This is a genomic window from Tunturiibacter gelidiferens, assembly GCF_051013345.1.
GTDB lineage: Bacteria > Acidobacteriota > Terriglobia > Terriglobales > Acidobacteriaceae > Edaphobacter > Edaphobacter gelidiferens_A.
In genome coordinates, this window is sequence record NZ_CP132939.1 from 952,048 (window position 1) to 965,376 (window position 13,329).

Annotated in this window: 12 protein-coding genes and 1 pseudogene; 6 read left to right on the forward strand and 7 right to left on the reverse strand. The window is 55.9% G+C overall.

Annotation, left to right across the window (positions count from 1 at the left end; genetic code table 11):
- Positions 1 to 276 precede the first annotated feature (276 nt).
- Complete coding sequence (locus tag RBB80_RS04460; RefSeq protein WP_433969490.1) at positions 277 to 1,557, reverse strand: AAA domain-containing protein; 1,281 nt, start codon at positions 1,555 to 1,557, stop codon at positions 277 to 279.
- On the opposite strand from RBB80_RS04460, the gene RBB80_RS04465 reads away from it, so the two are divergent.
- A complete protein-coding gene (locus tag RBB80_RS04465; RefSeq protein ID WP_433970133.1) occupies positions 1,507 to 1,662 on the forward strand; it encodes a hypothetical protein in 156 nt (51 codons plus the stop codon). The two genes, RBB80_RS04460 and RBB80_RS04465, sit on opposite strands and share 51 nt — an antisense overlap.
- A 762-nt stretch (positions 1,663 to 2,424) precedes the next feature.
- A complete protein-coding gene (locus RBB80_RS04470; protein ID WP_433963888.1) occupies positions 2,425 to 3,384 on the forward strand; it encodes an IS5 family transposase in 960 nt (319 codons plus the stop codon).
- A 113-nt stretch (positions 3,385 to 3,497) separates the two neighbouring features.
- On the opposite strand, the gene RBB80_RS04475 is transcribed toward RBB80_RS04470, so the two are convergent.
- Complete coding sequence (locus RBB80_RS04475; RefSeq protein WP_433967094.1) at positions 3,498 to 4,046, reverse strand: hypothetical protein; 549 nt, start codon at positions 4,044 to 4,046, stop codon at positions 3,498 to 3,500.
- A gap of 433 nt (positions 4,047 to 4,479) precedes the next feature.
- On the opposite strand from RBB80_RS04475, the gene RBB80_RS04480 reads away from it, so the two are divergent.
- Positions 4,480 to 5,439 (forward strand): IS5 family transposase, encoded by a 960-nt coding sequence (locus RBB80_RS04480; RefSeq protein WP_433963888.1) that lies wholly within the window; start codon positions 4,480 to 4,482, stop codon positions 5,437 to 5,439.
- 113 nt (positions 5,440 to 5,552) lie between these two features.
- On the opposite strand, the gene RBB80_RS04485 is transcribed toward RBB80_RS04480, so the two are convergent.
- Positions 5,553 to 6,344, reverse strand: a complete 792-nt coding sequence (locus RBB80_RS04485) for an AAA domain-containing protein (RefSeq protein WP_433967095.1) — start codon at positions 6,342 to 6,344, stop codon at positions 5,553 to 5,555.
- A 95-nt stretch (positions 6,345 to 6,439) separates the two neighbouring features.
- Here RBB80_RS04485 and RBB80_RS04490 point away from each other — a divergent pair.
- The 3 genes and pseudogenes from RBB80_RS04490 to RBB80_RS04500 all read left to right on the forward strand — a co-directional run.
- Positions 6,440 to 6,877: pseudogene (locus tag RBB80_RS04490) on the forward strand (UvrD-helicase domain-containing protein); the annotation flags it as partial.
- A 285-nt stretch (positions 6,878 to 7,162) separates the two neighbouring features.
- On the forward strand, positions 7,163 to 8,053 hold the full coding sequence (locus tag RBB80_RS04495) for a hypothetical protein (protein WP_433970135.1): 891 nt from the start codon (positions 7,163 to 7,165) through the stop codon (positions 8,051 to 8,053).
- 45 nt (positions 8,054 to 8,098) lie between these two features.
- Positions 8,099 to 8,632 (forward strand): hypothetical protein, encoded by a 534-nt coding sequence (locus RBB80_RS04500; RefSeq protein ID WP_433967096.1) that lies wholly within the window; start codon positions 8,099 to 8,101, stop codon positions 8,630 to 8,632.
- Between the two features lie 226 nt (positions 8,633 to 8,858).
- Here RBB80_RS04500 and RBB80_RS04505 read toward each other — a convergent pair whose 3' ends face one another.
- The 4 genes from RBB80_RS04505 to RBB80_RS04520 all read right to left on the reverse strand — a co-directional run bounded on the left by RBB80_RS04505 (position 8,859) and on the right by RBB80_RS04520 (position 13,004).
- Complete coding sequence (locus tag RBB80_RS04505) at positions 8,859 to 9,422, reverse strand: Ig-like domain-containing protein (RefSeq protein WP_433967097.1); 564 nt, start codon at positions 9,420 to 9,422, stop codon at positions 8,859 to 8,861.
- 1,070 nt (positions 9,423 to 10,492) lie between these two features.
- Positions 10,493 to 11,578 (reverse strand): IS110 family transposase, encoded by a 1,086-nt coding sequence (locus RBB80_RS04510; protein ID WP_433967098.1) that lies wholly within the window; start codon positions 11,576 to 11,578, stop codon positions 10,493 to 10,495.
- A 104-nt stretch (positions 11,579 to 11,682) separates the two neighbouring features.
- Positions 11,683 to 12,321: a hypothetical protein gene (locus RBB80_RS04515; protein WP_433967099.1), complete on the reverse strand. Its 639-nt coding sequence runs from the start codon at positions 12,319 to 12,321 to the stop codon at positions 11,683 to 11,685.
- Between the two features lie 68 nt (positions 12,322 to 12,389).
- A complete protein-coding gene (locus RBB80_RS04520; RefSeq protein ID WP_433967100.1) occupies positions 12,390 to 13,004 on the reverse strand; it encodes a hypothetical protein in 615 nt (204 codons plus the stop codon).
- Positions 13,005 to 13,329 lie beyond the last annotated feature (325 nt).

A 13,329-nucleotide genomic window follows, 5' to 3' on the forward strand; every position in this document is an offset into this window, starting at 1 on the left:
AATTCCGCAGTGTCAAATGCGAAAGCTCCAGGGCAATTTTGCAACAAGTGTTGCAAAATTGAAGCGTCCGGCCAATCTCTCGCTATGTCTCTCATATTGCGAAGGTTGCGAGCGCCAAAGCCTTCGACTCCGGGAAATTCTCCCCTAGGTCTGCGGCGAGCCGTCCATATTCATAAATCGGTCGCAAAGGCTCGATTGAAGTTTCTCCACTGCTTTGCTGTTCTGATAATTGCATATGGCTCCTACCGATAGGAGAACCGGACATCTTCGCCTCAATCAAAAGGTCGACGCTTGATCCGCAAAGGGAATCTCGGCCGCCTCATCAGTCCGAAATTCAACGGAAGTAGTTCGAGTTCGATTGAGGATTTCATCGAGTATCTCCGGTTCAAGTTCCCACTCGGCGCGGATTGCTCTTGCATCCGCGATTACCCGCTTACTGAGTTCGGATTCGGTACCACTCGACTCTTCGCCGAGAGGGTCGATACCCATCACTTCCAAACGCTCATAGAGTGGCAATAATGCTTGCTCAGGCTTTCGGAAGTATTCAGATCCCCGGATACGGATAAACCGCCACCCGAGGCGCTCCAATACGGCCTGCCGCTCCATGTCAGCTTGAAGATTCTCAAGTGTATGGAACCGATCTCCGTCGCATTCGACCGCAAGTCGCTCCTTCGCACCCTCGACGACCAGATCGATTCGATAGCTCCCGACCTTCCACTGCGGAGTGACCCGGAACCCTTTTATCTTAAGGTCCTTCATGACGAGCCGCTCGAACTCGGAGTCAACTCCAGCTGATGATGCCCCGGCCTTATCCATCGACGCAGCGGGATCGTGTGCATGATCGAGCAACCGGGGCCGCAAATCGGCAGCAGTGAGATTCGACTGGCGGTCCATCGAGTGGACTATCCAAAGCTGATCCTGCGCGCGGCTGGCCGCAACGTTGTAGCGCTTCTTGTACATGTCGCGTGCGCCGGCGGCGACGGTATGCATCAGCCCTGGAGTTTTTGGAGAGTCCACGAATGACAAAAACACAATGTTCCGCTCGTCACCTTGAAAATGCGCTGGGTTCCCACACATTAATTTGCGCTCATCGTATACGGCAGCAGTCAACTTATGGCGCAGCAGCTTGTCGATGAGAGCTGCTTGGCTATTGCCAACCATCGCGATGACCCCAAACGTCGCCCCTGCATACTCAGGGATGGCGATGGCAGCCGAAATCAGAGACGCAATCGTAAGCGCTTCTTCGTCGTTATGATCTCCGCGTCGATCCCCGTCGGACACACAGCACGTGACCAAAGGAGGCTTAACCTTGATTGAGGTCGTGTCTCGCAGCGGCTTAATTTGTCTATTGTATGAAAGATTGTTGCTGAACTGAATGATCTCCGGCGCGCATCGGAAATGTTCCCGAAGACAGACCGTTCCGCCGAACGATTGGCGAGCCAAATCATACAAGGACAATTGCCCGTCATAGAGGTGTTTATTCGGAATATCGTTAAGATATGTCTCTTGGAGCGCGGCTATTTGCTGTACTTGCTGCCCAACCGCGTCTGGACTCACTTGTTCATGATCCCCAACGACGATTACTTCCTTTGCCATCCAGAGAGCTATCAGACCACCCAAGTCGCATTGACTCGCTTCGTCGATGATAACGACATCGAATGACGTCTTTGTGGGGTCAAAGCTATCGACAACGCGTGACATCGGCATGATCCAGACGGGTACAGCGTCTTTGCATTGGTTCATAAGCTTGCGAGCTTCGGATAGGAAACGCGCAGCCTGTATTCCGGTTCCTGCTCCCACCCGACGCATCGTGTCAACCCAACCTTGAAGCGCGGTGCGCTGGTCTTGCCTATTCGTGATTCTTCTCAGCTGATGCTTCCATGCCAAGCGGTCGATCAACTCGGACGTTATGGCAAGTACCTGTTTCTGGCAGGAGTCCAGTTCCGACTGCAATGCGTTTACAGGAATGGAGTTTCTTGCATCCAACTCCTGGCTGTACTGCCTCCATAACCACGCCGCTCTTGCGTCTCCCGGAATGGAGGAAGTAGCATGCAGTTCTTTCCGTTGAATGATGCTCTCTGTCCATCCTGGCGCGAGCGGCTTCAGTTTCGCTAGGAGCTTCTGACGAAGTTCGAACACTGGACGAAGCGCAATCAAAGCTATCAGCCGTGCGTACGATGCTGAGTACAAGTCCCCGTCGAATGCGGACGCCGCCTGCCGCAAGTCTCTGACGACGTTTGCGGCTGAACCCGACGAAAGCTGGGTTAGCCTTTCTATCGTTCTTTCAAGCTCGTTACTCCGGAGTTGGAGAAGACGAGCGCGGATCAGCTCGCCAACCTTTGATGCGTGCCCCCTAAGGAGAGTCTGCACAAGTTCTGCATCGCTTGCCTGATTGATTAATCTGATAGCTGCGAGGAGATTGCGATGAAGCAGCAGAGTCTGTCGAGTCAGGGTGTGTTTGAGAAGTACGGGCGGAAGAGTCGGCGGGAGTTGTTTCTGGACGAGATGGAGCAGGTGGTTCCATGGTCTGCGCTGGAAGCCCTGGTACGACCGCACTATGCGAAGGCGGGCAAGGGAGGGCAGCCGGTAGGGTTGGCGATCATGCTGCGGACTTACTTTGTGCAGCAGTGGTTCAATCTGTCGGACCCTGGGGTGGAAGAGGCGTTGTACGAGTCTGCGGCGCTGCGGCGGTTCGTTGGCGTGGACCTTGGGATTGCGCCTGCGCCGGATGAGACGACCATCCTGCGGTTCCGTCATCTGCTGGAGAGGCACGAGCTGGGCGGGTTGATGCTGGATGCGGTGAACGTGCATCTGGATGCCAGGGGCATCCGGATCGCGACGGGCACGATTGTCGATGCGACCATCCTGCATGCGCCTTCGTCGACCCAGAACGCGAGTGGCGAGCGCGACCCGGCGATGCACCAGACCAGGAAGGGCAACCAGTGGTACTTCGGCCTGAAGGCGCATATCGGCGTGGACGCGAGGGAGGGCATCGTCCACTCTGTGGCGACGAGCGCAGCCAGCGTGGCGGACTGCCACATGTTACCGGAACTGCTGCACGGCCAAGAGCGTAAGGTGTGGGGCGACGGCGGCTATCAGGGCCAGACCGACGCCATCCAAGAGGCCGCTCCGAAGGCACAGGACATGACCTGCAAGCGGACGAAGTTCAAAAACTATGTCGACGAGTTACAGAAAAAGAAGAACCGGAGTAAGTCGAGGGTGCGGGCCAAGGTAGAACATCCGTTCCGGATCCTGAAGCGCATCTTCGGCTTCGACAAAGTGAGATACAGAGGCATCGCGAAGAACCATCACCGCCTGTGCGCGAACTTCGCGCTGGTGAACCTGTACCTGCACCGCAAACGTCTGGCAGTCCTTGGGCAGTAGTGCGCCTGGAAGCCCCGGAAAACGGGCGGATGCGCGTTCCAATTAGCCCTCCAACAGCATCAAACCAACCAAAACCCGCGCATCTTCCATGCCCACTCCCTGACCCCAGAAAGTCAGACGCCTACGCAGAGGTTCCCTAAGCGTTTGCAGCTCTCCGTCAACGCTAAGTGCCACAGGCTGGCTGGACGAGAAAGCCTCCCAATCCAGGCCGTGTTCATAAGTTCCGTCTTCAGGGGTTGCCATTCAGCGTCGTGCCAGCTAAGGGCTCGATCTATGCTTCCCGTGGCCTGGTAGGCGATTAACTCCGGCTGGTACGTCATGTCGACTGTCGCCGTAGTCGTTGAGATTGCCATCCAACGACTACGCAAGTCATGCCGTTGCAACTCGAGATCGCAGAGCGACTTCAAGCAGCGGAAATCTTCAACGGTGGAAGGTGGCCGTTCCTCAATACGCGACTCGTCGATTAGCTTCTTCCACTCACGCTTGATGAGAAGGGTTAGGCGCCCAAGTCCTTTTCCGGCCGAGATCGACGTTATGATTTCGCCTAAAAGTTGCTGTTGTTCCTTTAATGGTGCTGTCGGAAGATAGGGTCTCAGCAGGACTGATTCGGCCTCCATTGCAATCGCTCGCTCCCGAACCTCGCGCGCGAAGCTGGTTAACATTCGCCAAGCCCGCTGAGCAGGTTCCCCGCGAATGCCGGCGAGAATGCACACGTCAGTCCAGGGTTCGGCGCTTGTCGAAAGGACTGATGTTACAGTCGGTACCCGAGACGCAAGTGTCCTCAGATTCTCCGCAAGCGTGCCCGTCTCATCCTGTTGCCAGAACCTCAAAAGAGGATGTTCGTTGGCGCTTGCTAGACTCTCTGACTCGCTCACGACGGACTGAAAGTTCTCAGGACTTAGCAAGTCTGCCACGTCCGGCAATTCGCAGCCCAATTCAGAGATGTCGTGATCATTGAGTTTTGCATTCGTGGCATAGAGGGCAATTACTTCCTCCGAGCTGAGCGGCAAGCTGGTCAAGGGCTTTAGGGAGAGTCTGCACAAGTTCTGCATCGCTTGCCTGATTGATTAATCTGATAGCTGCGAGGAGATTGCGATGAAGCAGCAGAGTCTGTCGAGTCAGGGTGTGTTTGAGAAGTACGGGCGGAAGAGTCGGCGGGAGTTGTTTCTGGACGAGATGGAGCAGGTGGTTCCATGGTCTGCGCTGGAAGCCCTGGTACGACCGCACTATGCGAAGGCGGGCAAGGGAGGGCAGCCGGTAGGGTTGGCGATCATGCTGCGGACTTACTTTGTGCAGCAGTGGTTCAATCTGTCGGACCCTGGGGTGGAAGAGGCGTTGTACGAGTCTGCGGCGCTGCGGCGGTTCGTTGGCGTGGACCTTGGGATTGCGCCTGCGCCGGATGAGACGACCATCCTGCGGTTCCGTCATCTGCTGGAGAGGCACGAGCTGGGCGGGTTGATGCTGGATGCGGTGAACGTGCATCTGGATGCCAGGGGCATCCGGATCGCGACGGGCACGATTGTCGATGCGACCATCCTGCATGCGCCTTCGTCGACCCAGAACGCGAGTGGCGAGCGCGACCCGGCGATGCACCAGACCAGGAAGGGCAACCAGTGGTACTTCGGCCTGAAGGCGCATATCGGCGTGGACGCGAGGGAGGGCATCGTCCACTCTGTGGCGACGAGCGCAGCCAGCGTGGCGGACTGCCACATGTTACCGGAACTGCTGCACGGCCAAGAGCGTAAGGTGTGGGGCGACGGCGGCTATCAGGGCCAGACCGACGCCATCCAAGAGGCCGCTCCGAAGGCACAGGACATGACCTGCAAGCGGACGAAGTTCAAAAACTATGTCGACGAGTTACAGAAAAAGAAGAACCGGAGTAAGTCGAGGGTGCGGGCCAAGGTAGAACATCCGTTCCGGATCCTGAAGCGCATCTTCGGCTTCGACAAAGTGAGATACAGAGGCATCGCGAAGAACCATCACCGCCTGTGCGCGAACTTCGCGCTGGTGAACCTGTACCTGCACCGCAAACGTCTGGCAGTCCTTGGGCAGTAGTGCGCCTGGAAGCCCCGGAAAACGGGCGGATGCGCGTTCCAATTAGCCCTCCAACAGCATCAAACCAACCAAAACCCGCGCATCTTCCATGCCCACTCCCTGACCCCAGAAAGTCAGACGCCTACGCAGAGGTTCCCTAGAGTGCTTGGTATCCACTCGAGCGTGCCTCGCCCTTTCCGGATGAATCGAGCAGCATCGGACGGCGAGATCTCGTCATCGCCGACGCGTATAGTCCTGTATTCGCCAAGCGCCGCAGAAAGTAGTTTTTTGCGAAGCTCCTCGATTCGGTCAAGTAGCCGTTGGCGTTCAATCTCTAAGCGGATCGCTTGGGACTCTAGCTGCTGTGCCGAAACTGACCCGAGTCGCGCCGTGATGCCACTTACGGAAGCTTCGAGCTGTCTTCTCCCGACCTCGTCACTGGAAACAACGCTCACGCAGAGAGGTTGGAGTTCGGGCACAATCTTATCTCTGAGCACTCGCAATGGTTTGCTTGCTTGACTAGTAACCAAGACGGTTTTGCCTTGAGCTAGAAGATCGCCAATCAGATTGGCAATGGTATGCGTCTTGCCAGTGCCCGGAGGGCCCTGGACCAGCACCGTCCTCTGGCTTCGCAGTCGGTGCGCGATCTCGAACTGTTCGGCATTCGATTCCTTACTAAATAGGACCTTCCTGTCGTCCCAGCGCCGCTCTTCTGCCACGTCCACTGTTGATCTGGAACCGTCGCCGGCATCTCCGGTTTCAAACCCCTCTTCACCTAACCCCTGTAGCGGCGACTCAAGACCAACGCCGACCATGCCAACGATCTTGAGAATTGCTTCCGAAGCCGGAACTCCAGCGTCGATTGCCTGCGCTATAGAGGAGAGTGCCCGGCCAAACCCGGTGTCTCGTCGCCTAAGGAACAGCACCTGTTTCCTGTAGAGACTCGGCTTGTCTGAGGGGGAACTCGCCTTGGACTCAGCGAAAACCCCGTTTCCAAAACGCTGGATAAGGCCCTTCAAGAATGCGGACGTCTCATCGGCTCAGAAATTGCCAGCGCATTGCTTGCATCACTTATACGAACGTGGCCACAGGGGTCATTTCCGACCGAATTGACGGAGACCCGCTGGTTTTCGTCGATACCATTCATGCGTTTTTCTGGTCGTTTATCAAAGGCTTTCAGCCAGCGTTGAGGAAAGAATTACAAACTTTCGACTCATGGAAAGAGAAGCTTGCGGGTCCTATCGAAGTCAAAGAGCAGGTGGTGGAGTACGATCTCGGTTTCCGAAGGATCACAGACACGACGATTTCCCTTCATCATGACGATGTTCTGAGCCTAACGTCAAAGCTACTTGAATTCGAGAAGTTTCGGTCGATCTTGGCGGGCCGTTACCCATATGTCTTCATCGACGAATACCAGGACACCAATCGAGATGTGATGGACGCGCTGAAGACCCACCTCTTCGGGAGGAAAGGCGGACCAATCCTCGGGCTTTTCGGCGACCATTGGCAGCGAATCTATGACAAAACGTGTGGGCATGTAGGAGATCCAACCCTGCAGGAGATCGGTAAGAAGGCAAACTTCCGATCGGCGACCCGCGTTGTCGAAGTCTTGAACAGAATGCGGCCGACCTTGCCTCAAGCAGTCAAGGACGAACATGTTGTCGGAGAGTCCCGCGCATTTCACACAAATGCTTGGGTCGGTCAGCGACAATCCGGTGGAGGAGGCGGTCATTGGAAGGGTGACTTGCCGGCAGATGAAGCCCGTCGCTTCCTAGAAGCGTGTAAAGTTCATTTGATAGAGACAGGATGGAACTTCTCTCCTGACACGACGAAGGTGCTGATGCTCACGCATAATGGCATCGCCGCCGAGCAAGGCTATCGCGAACTCGCTCGGGCTTTCAAATACCCAGAAGGGTTTTCTAAGAAAGAAGATGATCACATCGCCTTTTTCGCGGATAAGTTGGAACCGGCCAGCGAGGCGTACTCCGAGCGACGCTATGGTGACATGTTCGCGCTACTAGATACGGCTGCGCCACGTCTCACTTCTCACTCTGAAAAGTTGAAGTGGTCAACCGCGATGGACAAGCTGTTAGCCATTCGTGAGACCGGAACCGTAGGGCAGGTAATTGATCACATCCTTGTGGCGGGCTACCCAAGGCTGCCGGACAAGGTACTCAATCACGAACGCGAGAGCATGGCGTGGGCTGCTAAGGAAGGTGCGGAGGAGCCGGAACTCGTTGCGAGAATTAGACAGCTCCGCTCTGTGTCGTACAGCGAGGTGAGCGCTCTGGTCAAATTCCTGAATGGGCATACGCCGTTTGCCACAAAGCACAGCGTGAAAGGCGCCGAATTTGAGAATGTGCTGGTGGTTCTAGGCCGTGGCTGGAACAAATACAACTTCGACCAATTTCTCGCGTGGGCGAACGCACCGGATCTAGTGCCACTAGACAAGCAAGAGATCTACGAACGCAACCGTAATCTCCTGTATGTGTGCTGTTCAAGGCCAACGTTGAGGTTAGCGCTGTTGTTCACACAGGAGCTTTCGCCAACGTCACTTACTACGCTCAATTCGTGGTTTGGGGCGACCAACGTGCATGATGTTGGCGCAGGAACTTTCCCCACTCTCAATGGGTGACTCGCGGAAACGCGACATCAGTCTCCGTTATGGAAAGGGAACAATATGGAACGTAGAAAGAACTTGGCGCTCTTCGCGATCATCTTGACAATAGTCTCTGGCTGTAAACGAAACACAACGACCTTCGTCGGCCACAAGTTGAGTGAATCGTTCACAGAATTCGCGGCGATTGAGCACCCATCAACTTCAATGCCTCCCGGCGTGCCGTACTTTGGAGTTGTCCACTGTCTCGTAACCCAAACATCTGGAGACGAGTGTAAAGGTCCACGACAGAGCTTCGACAACGCACACTTTACCCTCGTCAATGGCAAGGTCACCAAGATTGAAGCGGTCGGGGACGGCGGTATCATCGGAGACGTACATCAGAACTGGAACTGGAATCTCTATCTAGGTAGGCTTGCGAAGGAGTATGGGAAACCCGACAAGGTGACAGCACGAGATGTCGTTTGGCGTAAAGGAAATGAAGTTCTTCACGCCTATCTTGTCGATCAGCCGTTGATGTTCAACCCTGGGATGCAAGAGCAGGTAGAACACTTCGAGCTTACGAGCACCGGAGAGTACGAACAGTCCCAGAGGTAACTGGGGTCACGTCAAGAACCGGAATTTTATGTACGCTAACGACAGAGATTAAACTCGATCAGGTTGAGCAGGCTTTGGGGACGCGGTAAGAATGGGATGCCGTGTCCGTTCCCAGTACATTTTCGATAATCGCGTTTGAAGTGATTCCACTTTGTAATGCGTGGACTGTTGCGGTGAAAGTAATGGGCTGTCCTGGGTTGTCACCGCCATCTCTACCAGCATCGGCTCAGCTTGCGGCGTACTGAGTACTGCCTCCGTAGACCGCTGTGATGTTGTAGGTGCCGGCGTGAAGGGTACTGACGGTGGCGAGGGCGGTGCCGGCGGCGGTCAGAGGTACGGTCGCCAGCACGGTTCCGTTTGCCATGAAGGAGATGTTTCCCATTGGGGTGGTGAACGCGGAGGTTACGGTCGCGGTCATTGTGATTGCCTGGAGGGGCCGTGCGGGGTTCGGGCTGACGGTGTTGAGGGCCGTGTTAGTGGGCGGCCCAGTTATCACCTCTGTGACCGTGTTGGAAGTGGAGTCTTCAAAGTTGAAGTCGCCGGGATAGGTTGCAGTAATGAGATGGGTTCCGACGAACAGGAACGAGGTATCGAAGGTAGCCATGCCACTGGAGTTGAGAGGAGCCGTCCCGAGAACGGTTGCGCCGTCGAGAAACGTGACTACTCCGGTCGGCGTGTTGCAATTGCCTGTCAGTACGGCGGTGAAGGTCACGTTGGATTGACCGGGTGCGGTTTGAGAAGATCCGGTAAGAGTGATGGGAGGATGGGGGCGGATCTCGCAGACGCCCATGTCGATCGTGCCACAGACTGTACGGGCTTTTTCATCGTTCTGTCTATCTTGCTTGCAGTTCTCGGCACCCTTGCGTTTGTATCTGCAGTGTCTCGTGAGTGACCGGGGTCGACCAACGAGGGTGATGGAAAGCTTTCGCCATGATCACAAAGTGAAGCTAAATCGTGCTGCTGCTGCTGAGTCCATCGCCGCTTCAAGCCGAAGGTATCGTCTAGCTAACTTCACGTAGGTTTTGCGATGCATTCCTATTGGTCTGGGTGGAAGACCATCACCAACAGCCCCGGTACCCTCCCAGCCGGATGTGCAAGTCTTGGGCCTTGGTGAGGGCGCGAGCATGAGATTCTTCGCCATAAGTGTTGTGGCATTCTAGGCGGCCCGCCCAACCTTTAATAGTGCGACGCGCTATTAAAGGTTTGTATATATCAACGACTTTCCGAACCGAGCTTCTAAACGGAGCATCCCGCAAACACTCTATGACAGACCCAACGTTCATGGGCTGTGAAGTAACACGATGACCAATGAAACTGGGTCCTGCTATCGTTCGTGACGCAGGACCTGTCGAAGGAATAATCGGAAGCTTGCCGATGCAGGCGCGAGATTCTCGACGGATTATGTGTCAGCCTGTTCGGGCCGGTTGTCATCGTCGTAAGAACGCGGCGGCATTAGCCCTTCGCGCCATGTATTAATTAATGCGCTCCCCGTAAGGAACGGCTCTCGTCTAGACCACAAATCGCCAATGCGCTCATCCACAGTCTCAGAGTTGCTTCCGAGGTCTCGCGGAGAGCATTACTTCCTATAAGCCGACTTTCTATGAGCAGGCCACTGGTGTCAAGGTTGTTCTTCGTTTTTTCTTCATAGAGTTCTTGTATTTCTGTCTCTGGTGCGCCGCATGTTGCTCTCCACCGAGTTTCTATTCGCACTCTTGATGAGCTGTTTTGATGCAAGCTGGGTGCCGGTTGGGGTTCGAGAGGAGAGTCGATGCTGCCATTTATCAGACGGCCTTTAAGGCCAAAGTCGGCTCGCAGTCATCGGAACACGGTGTCGTCGCAACGGGTAGACATGATCATCTCTCAAGCAGCTGCTGCATAAAAAGGCATGTGAGGCTCTTGCGTCGTCCATATGCGATGAAGCAGAACGGCCAGCTTACGTGCGACCGCAACGACGGCCTTGTTCCTCGCCTGCTTGCCACCTCGAGACGCCAGGTGTAGTCCCCACTGTCGAAGCGATGAGTCTCTACCATGAGGTCTGAGGATGTGGTTCGCGCACTCGATGAGCAGACTTCGTAGGTATACGTTGCCTGCCTTCGTGATGCCGAGCTGAGGATCGCGATCACCGGACTGGCTGCGTCGAGGTCGCAGGCCGAGATAGCAGCCCACGTCGCGGCTCTGCTGAAAGCGTTCTTTACTTCCCAAGGTCAACACATAGGTCAGCGCCGTGATGTGGCCAACACCGTGGACCTTCAGGAGTGCCTGTGTCTCCGGATACTCTGTCTGGCCGACCTGTTGGATCTGTCGATCGTACTGCTTGATCTTAGCGGTCATCTCCCCGATCTGCACCAGCACCGGACCGAGTGCTTGCGCGAGTCCCGGTGGCATAACGGCCAGGCTTCGCTTGGCGAAACACCGTGTCGAGGAAGCGGGCATACGATAGCCGCATGGCTTCGTCAGCCCACGCACGGCGTTCACAGCCGCTGTGCGTAATCGAACCAGAAGATCGCGGGCACGGATCAACGTCAGCGCTTCCTGTTGTTCGACCGTCCGGTGAGCAATCGGTCGCAGGATCTTCGGGTCGAGCCGTGCATATCGAGCGAGCTTCTCGGCATCGACCTGATCGCTCTTGCGGTCACTATGCGAGATCGCCCGCAACTCGCGGACGTTCGCTACGATGACCTCGTGTCCAAGTTCCTGAAGCTGCTCGCTGATCCAGATCGAATGAATCCCCGCTTCCATCGCCACTCGCGCTGACGGCAGATCGGTAAACCACTTCTCAACTGCCTTCGGGCTGGTTCTGAAACGGCCTCGATCGACAACTTCGCCGTCTTGGTTGATGGTGCAGTAATGGCTCCAGACATCTCCAAGGTCGATACCGATCGTCGTCTCAACTCTGGACCGTCTGCAGGGTACTTCCACGATGAGGTGCTGCGCCGTCTTCTTCATGGGAAACAGTCTCTCCGATCCGAAGGACCTGCTCATCCCATTTATCGGTACTAATCCGGTCGCACGGAGATCTCTTTTGATGCTTCGCACACAGAAATCTCGTCCTACAAAGTCTTCAAGAATGCGATCAAGTCCTGTTTCTCTTGAGGAGTTAGATCAAGGCCGAATGTATGGCCTTTTACAGCGAAGGTTTTTACGTTGTAGGGTTTGAATCCGGTGGGGACGTAGTCGTCGTTGAGGCGTTTGGGGTCGAACCAGTCTTCGAGGGTCGCGCACCAGCCGCTATGACCGAACATGCTGCGGTACCAGACGCCTTTGATCGAGGGGACCTTGTAGTAGCCGGTCCCGCGGCGGGTGTTTGTTGCGAGGGAGGGATCGGTGCCTACGGAGACGGAAGAGATGTCGTATTTTGCGCGTGCGTCTTCCGGGACGGTGAAGCCGGGAGCGGGGGTGAGCTTGTTGTTGGTGTAGAGGGGCGGGGTATGGCAGCGGGTACAGCCTTCGTTGGCGAAGACTTTTTGGCCGCGGGCGGCCGCCGCGTCGAACTTGTTGGGGTTGGGTGGAGGTTTGAGCGAATAGATGTAGAGAGCAAGGGCGTAGAGTTGTTCGTCGCTGTAGCGGCCGCCGACGGCGATAGGGTCGGAGGGGTTTGGAAGTTTGTTGAACGTTGGGATGTTGGCGGGGATGAAGCCATCGAAGCTGGCAAGAGAGTCCGCGCCCTGATTGAGGGCGGCGTAACGCATGAGATCGACGATGGAGTGCTGCTGCTGGAGCCCGGTGCGGTCCAGATAGCGGCGGTCCGCGACGCCGATCAGGTTGGGTACTTGGATAGGCTCGGAGAGACTTCCCCGATGGCGAGCAGCGACCCCGGCGGGGACCGAGGCAAAAGTGCTCGCATCTGGTCCTCGGAGAGAGACTTCATGCGATCAGCGGGGTCTGGGGTCATCCAAGGCATGCCAAATAGCGCCTCCAAAACTGGGAAAGGAAAAGAGTCTGCCTGCGCCAGCGCGGGGCCGAAGGGAAGGTTTCCCTGTGCCCCTTTGACTACACTGCCGCCTGACGTTACTCGCGTATGGCACATGACACAACCGAACGAGCCTAGCTCGACTGTGCCTTTTTCACGGATGACATAGTGCATAAAGGGCATGATGCCGTCGGGGGTCAGGGGCATGCTGATCTTTTCGTAGAACGCGGGGTTGGTCACGTCCTCCATGCGAAATCCACCCTTATGCTCGGTGGAGTAGATGATGGGTGCGTCGAGGACGATCTCGCCGGCCTTGATCCAGTCGGCTTGAGTTTTCAGCTTCGGTTTGTGTGTCGTGCCGTCCCAGAGGACGATTGGCTCCTGTTGCTTGAGCCATTCCATGTATCCTGCAGGTTCGCGGCCGGGTGCGTAGACGGGATACTGCTTGTAGATCGGCCGCACTGGAATCCGGTAATAGTAGTCGGCTGAGACGTGTTTGGGGGAACCGATTGGATTGGCCAGGGGACTTCGAGCTTGTCCATCTCCGTGTCGTCCCAGGTCTTTGGAACGGTCAGATTCTTTGTCTGCGAAGACTGGCTAAACATCCCTGCGTGAGGCAGAAGAGTCAGTGCAAGTAGAGTTGGCTTTGCGGCGTGACGCAGTATTGCTCGGATCGTCATGGTGTCCCTCGGGTGTGTCGATTTGGCGACAAGTCCATCACGAACGACTATCTGCTGAGCTGAGGACGCCAGCCTAGTAAAAACGCGACATTTTATATGGGGGTGTT

Coding starts and splice junctions, on each gene's coding strand:
- RBB80_RS04470 (WP_433963888.1), top strand. CDS start 2,425: ATGAAGCAGCAGAGTCTGTCGAGTCAGGGTGTGTTTGAGAAGTACGGG.
- RBB80_RS04475 (WP_433967094.1), bottom strand. CDS start 4,046: ATGTTAACCAGCTTCGCGCGCGAGGTTCGGGAGCGAGCGATTGCAATG.
- RBB80_RS04480 (WP_433963888.1), top strand. CDS start 4,480: ATGAAGCAGCAGAGTCTGTCGAGTCAGGGTGTGTTTGAGAAGTACGGG.
- RBB80_RS04500 (WP_433967096.1), top strand. CDS start 8,099: ATGGAACGTAGAAAGAACTTGGCGCTCTTCGCGATCATCTTGACAATA.
- RBB80_RS04505 (WP_433967097.1), bottom strand. CDS start 9,422: ATGGGCGTCTGCGAGATCCGCCCCCATCCTCCCATCACTCTTACCGGA.
- RBB80_RS04510 (WP_433967098.1), bottom strand. CDS start 11,578: ATGAAGAAGACGGCGCAGCACCTCATCGTGGAAGTACCCTGCAGACGG.
- RBB80_RS04515 (WP_433967099.1), bottom strand. CDS start 12,321: ATGCGTTACGCCGCCCTCAATCAGGGCGCGGACTCTCTTGCCAGCTTC.